Here is a 15,261-nt window from a genome sequence, read left to right on the forward strand (position 1 = left end):
GCGGGTTCCAGGTGAAGGGGCGGGGCGGGCGCCGCAAGGCGCCGGGCGCGATTCTCGGCGCCACCCCGACAGCCGATCCAGCGTCTGGCGGCACAAGCAGCTGCAAACAGGCGTTGAAGCCGGGGCGCACTGGCTAGACTGGCGCCCCGCGGCACGATCCTGCCGCTCAACCGCCACCGTCCCGATGTCCCGATACCGCCGTTGCGTCGCGTCCGTGCTGCTGTGCGCGACCGCCGCTGCCGTCGCCGCGCCGGCGGACACGACCATCGTCATCCTGCGCCACGCCGAGAAGCCGCCGCTCGGCCTGGGCCAGCTCGACTGCCGCGGCCTGAACCGCGCGCTCGCGCTGCCGGCGGTGCTGCTGCGCACCTACGGCGCGCCGAGCGCGCTGTACGCGCCCGACCCGTCGGTGCTGAAGGCCGACAAGGGCGTGCCCTATGCCTACATCCGCCCGCTGGCGACGATCGAGCCGCTGGCGGTGCGTGCCGGGCTGCCGGTGCAGCTGCACTGGTCGATGGAGCAGGTCGAGCCGCTGGCGGCGCACCTGCTGGCGCAGCCCGCCGGCACCTATGTCGTCGCCTGGGAGCACCACTGGGCGGCGCGGCTCGCGCGCGCGCTCGTCGCCGGCGCTGGCGGCGATGCTGCGCGCGTGCCGGGCTGGGCCGACGACGACTTCGACAGCCTCTACGAAGTGCGCCTGCGCCGCGGCGAAGGCGGCACGACGACGGCCGAGTTCAGCATCGGCCACGAGGGCCTGGACGGCCAGAGCAGCACCTGCCCGGCACCGGCCGGGCGCTGAACCGACTTCTTCACCACCGCTTCGTGGATCCCCAGTGGCAGAGACCGACAAGGACACCGAAACCTGGCTCAAGCGCATGTCGCTGGCCACCGTCATCTTCGCCGTCAGCGCGACGCTGTCGACCTTCAAGGGCGGCTCGTACTCGACGCAGAGCGTGATCAACCAGGCGCTGGCTTCCGACCAGTGGAGCTTCTATCAGGCCAAGAGCATGAAGCAGCACCTGTTCGAGCTTCAGGCCGAGCAGCTGCGGCTGCAGCTCGAGGCGTTGCCCGCAGCCAACCCGGCGCGCGCCGACTACGAGAAGCACATCGGCGAGCTGCAGTCGCAGATCGACCGTTATGGGCGCGAGAAGCACGAGATCGAGGCCAAGGCGCGCGAGCTCGAGGCCCAGCGCGACGAGGCCAAGCGCCACAACCAGCCCTTCGGCATCGCCGTGCTGCTGCTGCAGGTGACGATCCTGCTGAGCTCGATCGCCAGCCTGATGAAGGCCAGGCGCATCTGGTGGGCGGCGCTGCCGGTGGGCGCGGTCGGCCTGGTGTACTTCGCCGACGGCTTCGTCGGCTGGTTCTGAGGCGGCGCCAGCCTCAGCGCCGCCCGGCCGGGTCGTCGCGGAACATCGGCTCGGACAGGCTGCGGCCCACCGCCGGCACCAGCGCCTCGACCAGTTGCGGCACGCTCATGCTGGCCAGCGGCTCGGCCTTGACGATGTGGCGCATCACCGCGGTGCCCAGCAACTGGGCGTTGACGAGCTGCGCGCGCAGCGCGGCGTTGTCGATCTCCAGCAGCGGCGCGATGCCGCAGGTGATGCGGCGCTTGGCCGCCTCCTGCTGCGTCGCCGCGTGCTCCTGCAGCGACAGCGAGATCGCCATCGCCGCGCGTACCGTGGTCTCCATCGCGGCTTCGCCGGGTTCGTGTTCCCAGAGGTCGAGGTAACGCTCGATGATTCCGGTGGCGAGGGCGTCGATGTCGCTGCGCACCGGGGCGGCGGCGCGCTCGATACCGTCCGCCGGGTCGGCAGCGGGTGCGGCCAGCGCGGCGTTGCCCCCCTCGGTGCGGTCCTTCAGCACGCCGGCGCGTTCGGCGGCCGAGCGCATCGTCTCGTTCAGGCTGTCGGCGAGCACGTAGCCGATCCAGCTGCCGCTGCCCAGGCCGACCATCGCCAGCCAGATTTCGAACTCGCCGAGAAAGCCGTCCAACGTGGTGCCAAGGGTTGAGGGGCGGAGCACCCGGTGAGGGGCCTCCAGAGCGCAGGCACACGACACGGCCGCATGGGCGCGGCCGGACCTGCTTCAAGCTCTCATTCTGGTCGGCACCCGACGCCGGTGCTTGCACGATCTGGCCGGTCTATCGCCCGTACTTCGTGCCGGTGGCGGAGGTCGCACCACGCTAGCGCCCGGCACGGCGCGCGCCGGAGCATCATGGCGGCGGCACGACTTCCCAGGACCCCCGTGGACGCCTACGTACTCATCGGCAACCCCAACACGCGCAAGTCGACCATCGTGCGCAGCCTCACCGGCTGCTTCAACCGCAGCCTGCGCGACATCCAGCCGGTCTCGGGCGGGCCGGTGCTGCGGCTCTACGCCCGCGCCGGCGCGCTGCAGGAGACGCGCACGACGCCCGAGGACTTCGAGCGCGAGCTCGCCGGCCGGCGCTGCACGGCGACGCTGTTCTGCCTGTTGCCGCTGGCCAATCCGAACGACGCCGCGGGCCTGCCCGACGCGCAGGCCTATCTCGAGCACCTGCGCGCCGCGGGCTGGCGCCTGAAGTCGATCGCGGTGCTCGGCCAGAACCCGGGCGGCGTGCGCGGCGCGGCGATGCGCCAGTTTCCCCAGGCGCCGACCGAGCCGATCAACGTCACCGCGCACCAGGTGCGCACGCACTTCGGCTGGCTCTGAGCCGGACCGCGGCTTCAGGCGCGCGCCGCATGCTGCGCGGCCTGCGGCGGCATCACCGTGATCTCGATCGAGTCGACCCACGCCAGCGCCGTGCCGGCCTGGTCGGCCGGGTCGTGCTGGGCCAGCAGCACCAGCGACAGCCGCAGGTCGCCGCCGGCAAGGACCTGCGCGGTGGCGGCGGCCGCGGCCGGCTCGTCGCCGCCGGGTGGCACGAGGTGCAGGCGGCGGCCGTTGGCGTTGGCCAGCCCGTAGGCGAAGCCGTGTTCGCCCGAGACGCTGGCGCCGCCGCGGATCTGGATCGACACCCGGCCCTCGCCCTCGCAGCGCACCAGCGCGTCGAGCAGCCGCACCTGCGGCATCGGGTCCGGATCGTCGGCCCGGCTTTCGGCGGCGAGGCCTTCGAAGACCACCGTGAAGCTGCTGCCGTCGGCCGCGCGCTCGACGCGGATGCCCAGCCCGGGCGGCTCGAAGCTGGCGCATTCCAGGGTCAGCGACAAGACGGGCTCCCGGCGTTTCGGCTGGAGCCCAATCTGGACCTGCGGCCGCACGCGGTCGCCCCCCGCATTGGGGGTCGACCGCGTGGTCATCAGCTGCCGGGCGGGCCGCCGAACGTGGGGTGCGAAGCCCGGTTCGCTGACAACAGAATGCGGCGATGTCGCGTTCATTCGTGCCCAAACGTGCGCTGGCGCATCTGCAGGTTCTCTGCGACGCGCAGCTGCCGCCGCTCGAATTCGTGCCGGCGCTGCTCGACGCGCTGCACGCGGTCATACCGAGTGCCCGCAATCTCTTCGACTGGACCGATGCCGAAGGCCGGTTGCTGCACTACTTCATCGAAGGCCCGATCGACACCCGCATCGCCCGCCTGTACTTCGACGAGTTCCACAACAAGCTCGAGACCCGATGGATGCCGGCGTTCGAGTCGCTGCGGCGCACACCCGGGGGGGTTCGCAGCGCGCTGCCGCTGATGACGGCCGAATTCCGCCAATCGGCGCTCTATCACGAGATCTGGCGGCCGCAAGGTTTTCATTCGCGAATCGAGGGCGTGGTGCGTAGCGCCTCGGGGCGTTTGCTCGGCAGTCTCGTTCTCTATCGCGGCCCCGACGATCCGCCTTTCGACGCCGAGGAGGAAAACGCGCTCGCGGCCCTGCTGCCCTGGGTTGCGCGTGCGCTCGAAAACACCGGCTGCGCCGCCGATGACGAGGTCTACGTGCCGGCGTCCGAACCCGCCGAGATGCTGCTGATCGCGCCCGACGGCAGCCTGCTGCAGGCGTCGGCCGGCGCGCCGCGTCTGCTGCTGCTGGCCGACGGCGGGCTGTCCCGCGCGGCGCTGCAGGGTTCGATGCCGGCGCGTGTGCAGCGCCTGTTCGCGCGCCTGCTGCTCGCCGTGCGCCAGCCGCCGCCGGCCGGCACCCGGCCGCATTCGCGCGACGACGCGTCGATGACGATCACCAACCCGAACGGCCGTTTCGTCGCCGTGGCGTGCCGCCTGCAGCCATTCGATGCGGACGCGGCAGATGGCGTGACGCTGCTGACGCTGCAGCGTCTGGAGCCGCGGTCAGTGGCCGTGCACCGGGTGCTGCGGCAACTGCCGTTGACCGCATTCCAGGTCCACGTCTGCGCCGGACTGCATCGCGGCCGCAGTTACGCCGCCATTGCCGATGAAATGCACATCCGCTCGAGCACCGTCGTCGACCACGTTCGCAAGGCCTATCGTTCACTCGGCGTCGCCGATGCCGCCGAACTGCGCCTGCTCGTCGACCGGCGCATCGCCGGCTGAGGCCGCAGAGCGCCGCAGCGCATCGTCCGCGCCCGTGCGGCCAATTGAACATTCGCGCATCATTCGCCCTGCGGCGCGCCAGGATGTGTAAACCATCTACCGCGATCCCGCGTTCTGGCCTTATCCTTTTCATCCCTATTGACGACGGAACATCACCGAATGGCAACCAAGAAGAACGTCGCGCCGAGCGCCACCTACGCTGAAATCCAGGCGCAGATCGGCAAACTGCAAGCTGAAGCCGAAGCGCTGCGCAAGAAGGAGATCGCCGAAGTCGTCTCCGGCATCAAGGCGCAGATCGCCGCCTACGGCCTGAGCGCCGCCGACCTCGGCCTGGCGCCCAAGGCTGCGCGTGCGCGCAAGGCCGTCGGCAAGCCGGTTTATGCCGACGGCCAGGGCAACACCTGGGTCGGCCGCGGCAAGCGTCCCGAATGGATCCGCGCGGCACTGGCCGGCGGCAAGACGCTGGACGACTTCCGCGTCCAGTGATCCTGGCCCGCGCGCTCTTCTGGAGCGCGCGGCCCCACGCCGCCGGGCCTGGCGCCGGCGGCCCCTCCTGCCGATGGCGTTGTGCGCGCGCTGCGGCGCGCGCATGCTCGGGCATGTCCCGCTGGTCGCCCAGGAGAGCGTGATGAGCTGTCGATGCCCGGCTTGATGCGCCTGGCGGCGCTGCTGCTGGCGGCTCTGCTGTCGCCGGTCGCGGCGTTCGCGGGTGGCGGCCAGCCGGTGCGCCTCGTCGTGCCGTTCGCCGCCGGCGGTGGTGTCGATGCCGCGGCCCGGCTGCTCGCGCCGCAACTGCAGCAGCGGCTGGGCGTGCCGGTGCTGGTGGAAAACCACCCCGGCGGCAGCGGCAGCATCGGCGCCCGCCTCGTGCTCGGCGCGCCGGCCGACGGCCACACGCTTTTGTTCTCGGCCGCCACCCACGTGCTGGCGCGCCAGGTGCTCGCCAGTCCGCCTTACGACCCCCAGACCGATTTCATCCCGCTGGCCCGCATCGGCCAGGCGCCGCTGCTGCTGGTCGTGGCACCGGGCCGGCGCGAGCCGCGGCTGCAGGAACTGCTGGCCGCGGTGCGGCGCGAGCCCGGCACCTGGACCGCCGGCATCGCCTCGGTCGGCTCGCCGGGCCATCTGGCGACGCTGCGGCTGGCGCAGCTGGCGCGCCTGAAGCTGAACCTGGTGCCCTACCGCGGCACGCAGCCGGCGCTGATGGACGTCGCCGGCGGCCACACCGACCTGCTGCTGGACTCGGTGGTCGCGCTGCTGCCGCTGGTGCGCGGCGGCCAGGTGCGGGCGCTGGCGGTGACCTCGCTGCAGCGCAGCCCGCTGCTGCCCGCGGTGCCGACATTCGACGAAAGCGGGCTCGCGGGCTTCAGCTATCACTCCTGGTACGGCGTCTGGGCCGCACGCGGCACCGCGCCGGCGCGGGTCGCCGAACTCGACGCGGCGCTGCAGGCCGCGACCGCGGCGCTGAACCAGTCGGGGGCGTTCGCCGGCCTGGGCATCGAAGCGGCGCCGCTGCCGTCCGCGGCCTTTCGCCGCTTCATCACCAGCGAAGTCGCGGCCGCGGCCGAACTGCTCAAGGCGTCGGGCTTCGTGCCCGAATGAGGCCGGGCCTCAGCGCACGCGCGGCAGCAGCCAGCGCAGCAGCTCGGCGTACAGCAGCGGCGGGTCCACCGGCTTGGCGATATGGCCGTCCATGCCGGCCTCCAGGCAGGCGTCGTGGTCCTCGCCGAAGGCGTTGGCCGTCATCGCGACGATCGGCAGCGTGCGCCCGAGCCGCGCGCGGATGCTGCGTGTCGCGTCCAGCCCGTCCAGCACCGGCATCTGCACGTCCATCAGCACCAGATCGAAGGGCTGGCTGCAGGCCAGTTCGACGGCGCGCCGGCCGTCGGCGGCGATGGTGACCTCCAGCCCGGCCGACTCGAGCAGCGCCCGCGCGACCTCCTGATTCACGAGGTTGTCCTCGGCCAGCAGCACGCGCCGCCCGGGGGCCCGTTCGCGCAGGCGTTCGAAGGCGTCGCCGGCCGGCCCGGCGGCCCGCGGCTCGTCCAGCGCCGGCTGCAGCAGGCGCGCCAGCGTGTCGTGCAGCGTCGACGGCGTCAGCGGCTTCATCAGCACCGCTTCGTAGCCGGCTTCGCGGCCGAGTTCGTGCAGCGTCGGTGCATCTTCGGCGCTGACCAGGATGGTGTGTGCCGGCGCGCCGGCGGGCGCGGCGCGCAGCCGCTGCAGCGTCTGCAGCCCGTCGCAGCCGGGCATGCGCCAGTCGACCAGCAGCAGCTCGTAGCCGCGGCCGGCCGCGCGCGCCTGGGCGACGCGGGCCAGGGCTTCGTCGCCGCCGGCCGCGGTGTCGGCGGCGATGCCCAGCTGTTCCAGCTGCGAGGCGATCGCCTCGCGCGCCTCGGCCAGGTCGTCGACGACCAGTGCACGCAGCGCCGCGGGCAGGGCGCGTGCGGCTGGCGCCGGTGCCGCGGCGGCGGCGCGTGCCAGCCAGGCGCTGAAGCTGAAGCGGCTGCCGGCGCCGGGCTGGCTGCTGGCTTCGGCGCGGCCGCCCATCAGCTCGGCGATGTGGCGCGTCAGCGCCAGGCCGAGACCGGTGCCGCCGTGGCGCCGCGTGCTGGAGTTGTCGGCCTGCTCGAAGGCGGTGAACAGCCGCGCCTGCTGCTGCGGCTCGATGCCGATGCCGGTGTCCTGCACCTCGAAACGCACGTACACGCGCTCGCCGTCCTGCTGCAGCACCTCGGCACGCAGCCGGATCCAGCCGCGCTCGGTGAACTTCACCGCGTTGCCCAGCAGGTTGATCAGCGCCTGCGACAGCAGCCGCGCGTCGCCGTGCAGCCGCGCCGGCACGTGGTCGGTGTCGACGACGAGTTCCAGCCCCTTGGCGCGCGCCTGGCCTTCGACGACGTCGAGCGCACGCGCGATCAGCTCGTCGCGCACGAAGTCCGTCGGCGCCAGCCGCAGCTTGCCGGCCTCGATCTTGGACAGGTCGAGCACGTCGTTGAGGATCTGCAGCAAATGGCTGGCGGCGCCGTCGATCTTGCGCAGGCGCTCGCGCTGCTTGTCGTCCCGCATGTCGCGCGCGAGCAGGTGTGTCAGGCCGATGATCGCGTTCATCGGCGTGCGGATCTCGTGGCTCATGTTGGCCAGGAAGGCACTCTTGGCGCGTGTCGCCGCCTCTGCCTGCGCGGCGCGCTGCTGCAGCTCGACGTTGATCTCGGCGAGCCGGTTCTCGGCCTGCTTGAGCGCGCTGACGTCGGTGAACACGGCGATGAATCCCGCCACCTGGCCGTCGATGCGCCGCGGCACGTAGTTGGCGAAGAAAGGCACGACGCTGCCGTCGGCGCGTGCGATCGCGCGTTCGTACTGCTGGCGTTCGCCGCGCAGCGCGGCTTCGATTTGCGGCAGCGCGGCGGCGTACTGCGGTTCCGGGATCAGCTCGGCGATCGTGCGCCCCAGCATCTCGGCCTCGCTGCGGCCGAACCAGTCCTGGCAGGCGTGGTTGGCGAAGCGGCAGCGCTGCTCGTGGTCCCAGTAGATGACGAGCACCGGCAGGTTGTCGGCGACCTCGCGCGTGAAGGCCTCGGCGCGCGCCAGCGCCTGGTTCGCGGCCTCGGCGGCGAGCCGGGCCTCGTTCAGTTCGGTGACGTTGGTGGCGATGAAGAAGAAGCCTTCGACCTTGCCGCCGCGCCGGTCGGGCAGGCGGTAGATCCAGAAGTGGCCGATGCGCCCGCCGCTGCCGCGGATGTCCATCTCGGTCTGGATGACCTCGCCGCCGAGCACACGCTCGATGGCTTCGCGGCGCTGCACCGGCACCTGCGCGCCCAGCACCTCGCCCATCGTGCGGCCGATGACGTCTTCGCGGCTCAGGCCGTACCACTCGAGATAGGCCTTGTTCGCGAAGCGCAGTTTCAGCGCGCGGTCCCAGTAGGCGACCAGCATCGGCTGGGTGTCGCCGGGCAGCGCGCCGAACGCACGTTCGCCGGGGGCGAGCTGGGCCAGCGCGCTGTCCTCGATCAGGGTCTCGGGCAGTTCGCCCTCGGCCGGCCGCGCCCGCCGCCGGCTCCAGGCCAGCAGCGCGGCCGCCAGCAGCGTGCTGACGGCGAGCACCAGCACGAAGCGGCGCTGCGCCTGGCGGCGCGCGGCCGTCGCCTGCACCCGGGCAGCCTGCTCGAATCCCTGCCACTGCTGCGTCAGCGCCGGCAGCGCCTCGGCCGCCTGCGCCGGGTCGGCGGCGAGCGCCGAGTCGACGCCGCTGGAGAAGGCCGACGCCGGCGTCACCAGGCTGCTGGCGCGACCGATCTCGAGCGCCGCCGCGGCCGACTGGCGCAGCAGCAGCTCGGCTTCGCGGCGCTGGCCGTCGTCGCGTCCGGCCAGCGCCAGCCGCAGCGCGCCGGCATGCAGGCGTTCGGCGGCCTGCTGCAGCCGCTCGCTGCGGGCGTCGAGTGCCGTGGTGCTGCGGTTGCGCGCCTGCCAGGCGGAAGCGAGCAGCACGGCGAGCACGAGGGCGGCGAACACGGCGAGCCACCGGCGCGCGCCGGGGCGCGGGGCCGCAGCCATGCTCAGGCTGCGGGCCACGGTCTGGCCGGACGGCGGACCGCGCCTGCCGTGGCGGTCCGGGGGCGCTCGCGGCGCATGCCCATCAGCTCGATCTCCTGGTTCTTGTGATCGCCGGCGCCTGCGGCGCGGCCGTGTGCGCGGGTCTGCGGCAGTCTAAACGCGCGCCGCCGCCGGCCGGCGGCTTCCTGTGCAGGGAGCGGGCGTGAAAGACGCCGCGCCCGCTGCGCCACGGCGTGAGCCGCCGACCCGGCCCTGGCCGCAGCCGCCGTACAGTGCCGGCCTTGCTCTGGGTTTTCCATGGACTTTCTGTACGTCAAGATCCCGACGGCCGAAGAATCGGCCGACGCCCACCACCCGATGCACGAGGCGCTGGAACGTGCACTCGCCGACGCCGGGCTGGGCACGCTGCTGGGCTGGGGCAGCTCGCTCGGCGAAGCCGGCGATGCCGGCCTGCGGCCGCTGCGTTTCCACCGCATCGACGTCGAGGTGGCCGAACTCGACGCCGCGCGGACGCTGCTGCAGCGCACGCTGGCCGTGCTCGGTGCCGCGCCGGGCACCGAGCTGCACTACAACGTCTCGCGCCGCGCCCGGGTCGATGTCTTCGGCGCTTCGGGCTGGGCGACACGCGCGCAGCCGGCGCGTTGAAGCCTCAACCGGCTGCGGTCAGCTCGAGCCACGCCCGCGCGGCGTGCGACAGGTAGCCGCCGCGGCGCCAGGCCAGCGCCAGGTGCCAGCTGAGTGCCGGCTCGCGCAGCGTCAGCACGCGCAGGCCGGGGCGCTGCCGCGTCTGCGCCATCAGCCGCGGCAGGAAACCCGCGCCCAGCCCGGCGGCGACGAGTTCGACCATGAACTCGATCTGGCTCGTGCTCGCCACCACGTGCGGCTCGAGCCCGGCCGCACGCGCGGCGTCCAGCACCATCGGGTTGAGCGCGAAGCCGGCTTCGAACAGCACGAAAGGCAGGCCGGCCAGCGCCGCGAAGGCGATCGAGTCGCCGTCGGCCGCCGCCGGCCCGGCTTCGGCCAGCAGCACCGTCATCGGCTCCTCGCGCACCGACTGCCACTCGAACTCGTCGGCCATCGGCACCAGCAGGCCGGCCAGATCCAGCTCGCCGGCACGCAGCATCTCGGCCAGCCGGCGGCTGCCGTGTTCGACCAGCTGCACCTCGATGCCGGGGTAGAGGCCGCGAAAACGCGCGAACACCGGCGCGAACAGCTGGCTGCTGCCGATCGGCGGCAGCCCCAGGCGCAGCACGCCGCGCTGCAGGCCGCGCAACTCGTCGAGTTCGCCGCGCAGGTCGTCGAGTTCCGCCAGCACCACCAGCGAGCGCCGCAGCACGATTTCGCCGGCGGCGGTGAGCCGCGCCGGCTGCACGCTGCGGTCCAGCAGCATGAAACCGAGCGCGTCCTCGAGCTGGCGCACCGCCTTGCTGACCGCCGACTGGGTGGCGAAGACCTGGCGCGCCGCTGGCGAAAACCCGCCCTGGCGCACGACTTCGGTGAAGGCGCGCAGCGCGCGCAGTTTGATGTCCATTCCAGTTTGGACTGGGAGTCAGTCTAAAGATTCGCTTTCATCATGCTGCGCCGGCTCCTAGAGTGCAAGCCATGGACTACCCCCTCGATTGGCGCGGCACGACGGTGGCGGTGCGCCGCCGCTGGCGGCAGAGCCGCCTGGGCCAGCTCGCCGCGATCGGGCTGGTCTGGCTGCTTGGCGAACTCGTCGTGCGCAGCACCGGGCTGCCGCTGCCCGGCGGCCTGGTCGGCATGGCGCTGCTGCTGGCGCTGCTGGCCGCCGGTGTCGTGCAGGTCGCCAGCTGGCGGCGCGGTGCGAGCTGGCTGATCGCCGAGATGCTGCTGTTCTTCGTGCCGGCGGTGCTGGCGGTGCTGGACCACCCGGAGCTCTTCGGCTGGCTCGGGCTGAAGCTGCTGGCGGTGATCGCCGGCGGCACGCTGGTGGTGATGGCGGCGACGGCGCTGGCGGTCGAGTTCATGCTGCGCCGCAGCGCGGTGCAGCCGTGATCCCGGCGCTGAGCGGCGGCGCGGGTGCGGTGCTCGTCTGGTCGCTGCCGACGATCGTCGCCTACGTCGCCGCCAAGGCGCTGCACCGGCGCCACCCGCGCGCCTGGACGGTGCCGCTGGTGCTGACGCCGGCGGTGATGCTGATCGTCGTGCTGGCGCTGCACGGCAGCTACGCCGAGTACCTGCGTGGCACGCACTGGCTGATGCTGCTGCTGGGGCCGGCGACTGTGGCCTTCGCCATTCCGGTGTGGGAACACCGCGCGCTGCTGCGCCGCCACGCGGCGGCGCTGGCCGTCGGCATGCTGGTCGGCAGCGCGGTGTCCATGCTCACCGCCTGGTGGCTGGCGTCGTGGCTGGGGGTCGGCGGCGAGCTGCGCCTGAGCCTGCTGCCGCGTTCGGTCAGCACGCCGTTCGCGATGACGGTGGCCGACGACATCGGCGGCGTGCCCAATCTGGCGGCGGTCTTCGTCGTCTTCACCGGCGTGCTCGGCGCCAGCATCGGCGAGGCGCTGCTGCGCTGGCTGCCGCTGCGCTCGACGCTGGCACGCGGTGCGCTCTTCGGCATGGGCGCGCACGGCGCCGGCGTCGCCCAGGCGCACCGTGTCGGCCAGGAAGAAGGTGCCGTCGCCGGCCTGGTGATGGTGCTGGTCGGCGCGCTCAACGTGCTGGCCGCGCCGCTGCTGGCGCTGGCGCTGCGCTGAACGGCGCCGGCCTCAGCGGCCGCTCATGCCGGCGACCAGCGTCCTGACGTTGTAGTCGTAGAGCGCGAGGAAACTCGCCGCCGGGCCGCCCGGCGCCGACAGCGCGTCGGAGTACAGCGTGCCGCCGACACGCGCGCCGGTCTCGCGTGCGATGCGCTCGACCAGGCGCGGGTCGCTGATGTTCTCGACGAACAGCGCCTTCACCTGCTGCTGCCGGATCTGGCGCACCAGGCGGCCGACCGCCGCCGCCGAGGGCTCGCTGTGCGTCGTCCAGCCCTGCGGCGCCAGGAACTCGATGCCGTAGGCCGCGCCCAGGTAGCCGAAAGCGTCGTGCGAGCTGATCACGCGGCGCTGCGCCTGCGGCACGCTGTCGACCAGGCGGCGCAGCCGCAGGTCGAGCGTGTCCAGGCGTTCGAGGTAGACGCCGGCGCGCTGCGCGATTTCGGCCTGGCGCGCCGGCCAGCGCCGCGCCAGCGCGGCGGCGATGTTGCGCACGTAGCGCCGCACCTGCGCCAGGTCCTGCCAGGCGTGCGGGTCGACGTCGCCGTGGTCGTGATCGTGGTCCTCGTGCTCGGCGTGCGCCGGCCGGCGCGCCACCACGCCTTCGCTGGCGACGACGATCGCGCCGCGGTAGCCGGAGTTCTTCACCAGCCGCGTCATCCAGCCTTCGAAACCCAGGCCGTTGACGACGACGAGGTCGGCGCCGGCGAGCCGGCGCACGTCGCCCGGGCGCGGCTCCCAGGCATGGGCGTCGGCGTCCACGCCGACCAGCGCCGTGACCTCGATGTCCGCCGGCGCCACCTGGCGCACCAGGTCGGCCAGGATCGAGAAGCTGGCGACGACGCGGCCGCCGCGCGCCGCGCCGTCCTGGGCGCGGGCGGCCAATGGCGCGAGGGCGGCGGCGAGCAGCAGGTGGCGGCGGGGCAGGGTGGTCATCGGGGTTTCAGCGTTGGAGGTGGCGCGCGCCCTGCAGCCGGCGCACGAAGACGCCGTCGCGGCGGCCGAACAGCACCGAGGCCAGATAGGCGGCACCGCAGACGAGCACGATGCAGGGACCCGACGGCAGCTCGGCGTGGTAGCTCCAGAGCAGGCCGAGCGCACCCGAGGCCGCGCCGATGGCCGCGGCGACGACACACATCGCCGCCAGCCCCGCGGCCCAGAAACGCGCCGCCGCGGCCGGCAGCATCATCAGGCCGACCGCCATCAGCGTGCCCAGGGCCTGGAAGGCGCTGACGAGATTGGCCACCAGCAGCACCAGCAGCAGCGCGTGCACCGTTGCTCCCGGGCCGCCGACGCTGCGCAGGAAACCGGGGTCGCAGCTCTCCAGCACCAGCGGGCGCCAGGCCAGCGCGAGCGCGAACAGCGTCAGGCTGGCGACGCCGGCGGTCTGCAGCAGTGCGGCGTCGTCGGCGGCGAGCACGCTGCCGAACAGCAGGTGCATCAGGTCGACCTGGCTGCCGCGCCAGGACACCAGCAGCACGCCGAGCGCGAGCGCGATCAGGTAGAAGGCGGCGAAGCTGGCGTCCTCGCGCTGCGGCGTGTTGCGCGTGACGAAACCCGCCGCCAGCGCCACCACCAGCGCGGCGACGAAACCGCCGGCGCTCATCGCCGGGAACGACAGCCCGGCGATCAGATAGGCCACCGCCGCGCCCGGCAGCACGGCGTGCGCGAGCGCGTCGCCGGCCAGGCTCATGCGGCGCAGCACCAGCAGACAGCCGATGGGCGCGGCGCCCAGCGACAGCGCCAGCGTCGCGACCAGCGCGCGGCGCATGAAGCCGAACTCGACGAAGGGTTGCAGCAGCTCGGTCACGGCGCCGTCTCCGTCTCGACGGTGCAGCGCGGCGCGTGCGCGTCCCAGGCCTCGGCCATGCGGCGTGCGGCACCCAGGTGTTCGTCGCACAGCACCTCGGCCGTCGTCCCCCAGGCGACCTTCTCGCGCGCCAGCAGCAGCGTGCGCTCGAAGTGCGCGCGCACCTGCGGCAGGTCGTGCAGCACCGCGATCAGCGTGCGGCCTTCGGCCTTCCAGCGCTCGAGCAGCACCAGCAGGTCGGCGGTGGTGCGTTCGTCGAGGGCGTTGAAGGGTTCGTCCAGCAGGATCAGCGACGCGTCCTGCACCACCAGGCGCGCGAACAGCACACGCTGCATCTGGCCGATCGAGAGCTCGCCGATCGGGCGCTGCTCGAAACCGTCGAGCCCGACCGCGTGCAGCGCCGCATGCACCTGCCCGCGCATCGCCTCGTCGACGGCGCCGAAGCAGCCGATGCGCTGCCACAGCCCCATCGCGACGAACTCGTGCACCCGCACCGGGAACGAACGGTCGATCTCGCCGGCCTGCGGCAGATAGGCCACACGCAGCGCCGGGTCGCGTTCGACGCGGCCCTGGTAGCGCCGCAGCGTGCCGCCGAGCACCGCCATCAGGCTGCTCTTGCCGGCGCCGTTGGGGCCGACGATCGCGGTCGCGCAGCCGGTTTCGAAGGCGCCGCTCAGGTGGTGCACCGCGGGGTGGCCGCGCCAGGAGACGGTCAGGTCGTGCAGGCGCACGGCGGCGGCGCGTGCGGCGGCCGGCTTGGCGGCCGCTTGCGCCGCGTGCACAGGGGCCCCGGTTGGGTGGCGCGTGTTCATGACATCGCCCAGGCGACCGCGGCCCAAAGCACCGCAACGATCAGTGCCGCGCCCGCGAGACGGGCCAGAGCGCCTGCCATCAGCATCGTGTTGCTCCGGCCGGCATCAGTTGGCAGCCGCGGGCGCGCCGCAGTCGCGGCAGCAGCCGTACAGCGTCAAGTCGTGGTCCTCGACGAAAAAACCCGGGGGCGCCAGCCGCGACAGGTCGCCCGGGCAGGCGTGCACGTCGAACACTCGCTGGCAGCGTGTGCACTGGAAGTGGTGGTGATGCCGGTGCTCGGCCGGCTCGTAGCGCGGGTTCTCGCCCGGCAGCGTCACGGTGCGCAGCTGGCCCTCGTCGACCAGCGCCTTCAGATTGCGGTAGACGGTGGCGATGCCCAGCCCCGGCGCGACCTGCTGGGCGCGCTCCAGCACCTCCTGCGGCAGCAGCGGGCGCGCGGCCTGAACGATCGCGTCGCGGATCGCAGAGCGCTGGCGGGTGTTGCGTTCCATGCATCGGAAGGGTGGTGGAGGCGGGCGCTAATGATAGTGCGTTCGCACTATCGGGGTTTTGCGCAGGGTCGGGTGCGGTGCTTGCCGGACGTGGGGCTGTCCGACCCGACTGCCGATGAACCCCGTCGACCTGCTGCTCTACACCATCGTGCTGCTCGGCGCGCTGCTGGGGCTGCGCCGCGGTTTCGTCGCCGATGCGGCCGCGCTCGTGGCGCTGGTGGCGAGCGTCGCCTTCGCGCTCTGGGCCTGGCCGCTGCCACTGACGCTGGCCGGGACCCGAGGCGGCGCCTGGGCGGCGCCGCTGGCCTTCGTCGCCTGCCTGCTGCTCGGGCGGGTGCTGGCCGGCGCGCTGCTGTCGCCGGTGGTGGCGGCGGTGCCCGAGCGCACGCAGCGCCGGGCGCTGAA

At 73.0% G+C, this 15,261-nt stretch carries 18 protein-coding genes; 10 read left to right on the top strand and 8 right to left on the bottom strand.

Annotated features, from left to right (window positions below; genetic code table 11):
* The first annotated feature begins 184 nt into the window (after positions 1 to 184).
* Together CKO43_RS21565 and CKO43_RS21570 are read left to right on the top strand one after the other, a co-directional pair.
* Positions 185 to 799 carry a hypothetical protein gene (locus CKO43_RS21565; RefSeq protein WP_200379918.1) on the top strand — a complete coding sequence of 205 codons (615 nt, stop codon included), beginning with the start codon at positions 185 to 187 and terminating at the stop codon, positions 797 to 799.
* Positions 800 to 833: 34 nt separating this feature from the next.
* Positions 834 to 1,370, top strand: coding sequence for a DUF4337 family protein (locus tag CKO43_RS21570; RefSeq protein ID WP_200228509.1), 537 nt, complete (start codon positions 834 to 836; stop codon positions 1,368 to 1,370).
* Positions 1,371 to 1,383: 13 nt separating this feature from the next.
* Here CKO43_RS21570 and CKO43_RS21575 read toward each other — a convergent pair whose 3' ends face one another.
* On the bottom strand, positions 1,384 to 1,995 hold the full coding sequence (locus tag CKO43_RS21575) for a TetR/AcrR family transcriptional regulator (protein WP_200228508.1): 612 nt from the start codon (positions 1,993 to 1,995) through the stop codon (positions 1,384 to 1,386).
* Between the two features lie 252 nt (positions 1,996 to 2,247).
* On the opposite strand from CKO43_RS21575, the gene CKO43_RS21580 reads away from it, so the two are divergent.
* Positions 2,248 to 2,694 (top strand): hypothetical protein, encoded by a 447-nt coding sequence (locus CKO43_RS21580; RefSeq protein WP_200228507.1) that lies wholly within the window; start codon positions 2,248 to 2,250, stop codon positions 2,692 to 2,694.
* A 14-nt stretch (positions 2,695 to 2,708) separates the two neighbouring features.
* Here CKO43_RS21580 and CKO43_RS21585 read toward each other — a convergent pair whose 3' ends face one another.
* Positions 2,709 to 3,191 carry a hypothetical protein gene (locus tag CKO43_RS21585; RefSeq protein WP_200379919.1) on the bottom strand — a complete coding sequence of 161 codons (483 nt, stop codon included), beginning with the start codon at positions 3,189 to 3,191 and terminating at the stop codon, positions 2,709 to 2,711.
* 155 nt (positions 3,192 to 3,346) lie between these two features.
* On the opposite strand from CKO43_RS21585, the gene CKO43_RS21590 reads away from it, so the two are divergent.
* From CKO43_RS21590 to CKO43_RS21600, 3 genes are all read left to right on the top strand, one after another.
* The gene (locus CKO43_RS21590) at positions 3,347 to 4,471 is read left to right on the top strand and encodes a helix-turn-helix transcriptional regulator (RefSeq protein WP_200379920.1); all 1,125 of its coding nucleotides are present in this window, start codon (positions 3,347 to 3,349) and stop codon (positions 4,469 to 4,471) included.
* 159 nt (positions 4,472 to 4,630) lie between these two features.
* Positions 4,631 to 4,957 (top strand): H-NS histone family protein, encoded by a 327-nt coding sequence (locus CKO43_RS21595; protein WP_200228504.1) that lies wholly within the window; start codon positions 4,631 to 4,633, stop codon positions 4,955 to 4,957.
* Positions 4,958 to 5,110: 153 nt separating this feature from the next.
* Entirely contained in the window at positions 5,111 to 6,073 is a 963-nt protein-coding gene (locus CKO43_RS21600) for a Bug family tripartite tricarboxylate transporter substrate binding protein (protein ID WP_200228503.1), read from the top strand.
* Between the two features lie 9 nt (positions 6,074 to 6,082).
* On the opposite strand, the gene CKO43_RS21605 is transcribed toward CKO43_RS21600, so the two are convergent.
* Positions 6,083 to 9,025, bottom strand: a complete 2,943-nt coding sequence (locus CKO43_RS21605) for a hybrid sensor histidine kinase/response regulator (RefSeq protein WP_200379921.1) — start codon at positions 9,023 to 9,025, stop codon at positions 6,083 to 6,085.
* A gap of 297 nt (positions 9,026 to 9,322) precedes the next feature.
* Here CKO43_RS21605 and CKO43_RS21610 point away from each other — a divergent pair, with 297 nt between their 5' ends.
* Positions 9,323 to 9,670, top strand: a complete 348-nt coding sequence (locus CKO43_RS21610) for a hypothetical protein (protein WP_200379922.1) — start codon at positions 9,323 to 9,325, stop codon at positions 9,668 to 9,670.
* 4 nt (positions 9,671 to 9,674) lie between these two features.
* Here the strand turns inward: CKO43_RS21610 and CKO43_RS21615 are convergent, their stop codons facing one another.
* Entirely contained in the window at positions 9,675 to 10,550 is an 876-nt protein-coding gene (locus CKO43_RS21615; RefSeq protein WP_346014427.1) for a LysR family transcriptional regulator, read from the bottom strand.
* Positions 10,551 to 10,627: 77 nt separating this feature from the next.
* Between CKO43_RS21615 and CKO43_RS21620 the strand changes: the two genes are divergently transcribed.
* Together CKO43_RS21620 and CKO43_RS21625 are read left to right on the top strand one after the other, a co-directional pair.
* A complete protein-coding gene (locus tag CKO43_RS21620; RefSeq protein WP_200228495.1) occupies positions 10,628 to 11,041 on the top strand; it encodes a CidA/LrgA family protein in 414 nt (137 codons plus the stop codon).
* The gene (locus CKO43_RS21625; protein ID WP_200379923.1) at positions 11,038 to 11,742 is read left to right on the top strand and encodes an LrgB family protein; all 705 of its coding nucleotides are present in this window, start codon (positions 11,038 to 11,040) and stop codon (positions 11,740 to 11,742) included. Before CKO43_RS21620 ends, CKO43_RS21625 begins: the two co-directional genes overlap by 4 nt.
* 12 nt (positions 11,743 to 11,754) lie before the next feature.
* Here CKO43_RS21625 and CKO43_RS21630 read toward each other — a convergent pair whose 3' ends face one another.
* From CKO43_RS21630 to CKO43_RS21645, 4 genes are all read right to left on the bottom strand, one after another.
* A complete protein-coding gene (locus tag CKO43_RS21630) occupies positions 11,755 to 12,678 on the bottom strand; it encodes a metal ABC transporter solute-binding protein, Zn/Mn family (protein WP_200379924.1) in 924 nt (307 codons plus the stop codon).
* A 7-nt stretch (positions 12,679 to 12,685) separates the two neighbouring features.
* Positions 12,686 to 13,513 carry a metal ABC transporter permease gene (locus CKO43_RS21635; RefSeq protein ID WP_207185174.1) on the bottom strand — a complete coding sequence of 276 codons (828 nt, stop codon included), beginning with the start codon at positions 13,511 to 13,513 and terminating at the stop codon, positions 12,686 to 12,688.
* Positions 13,514 to 13,548: 35 nt separating this feature from the next.
* The gene (locus CKO43_RS21640) at positions 13,549 to 14,334 is read right to left on the bottom strand and encodes an ATP-binding cassette domain-containing protein (RefSeq protein ID WP_200379925.1); all 786 of its coding nucleotides are present in this window, start codon (positions 14,332 to 14,334) and stop codon (positions 13,549 to 13,551) included.
* Between the two features lie 135 nt (positions 14,335 to 14,469).
* The gene (locus CKO43_RS21645) at positions 14,470 to 14,856 is read right to left on the bottom strand and encodes a Fur family transcriptional regulator (protein ID WP_200228484.1); all 387 of its coding nucleotides are present in this window, start codon (positions 14,854 to 14,856) and stop codon (positions 14,470 to 14,472) included.
* A gap of 115 nt (positions 14,857 to 14,971) precedes the next feature.
* On the opposite strand from CKO43_RS21645, the gene CKO43_RS21650 reads away from it, so the two are divergent.
* A partial coding sequence (locus CKO43_RS21650) for a CvpA family protein (RefSeq protein WP_200379926.1) occupies positions 14,972 to 15,261 on the top strand: 290 nt, incomplete at its 3' end.

The sequence above is a fragment of the Rubrivivax gelatinosus genome, assembly GCF_016583785.1.
GTDB classification, from domain to species: Bacteria; Pseudomonadota; Gammaproteobacteria; order Burkholderiales; family Burkholderiaceae_C; genus Rubrivivax; species Rubrivivax gelatinosus_B.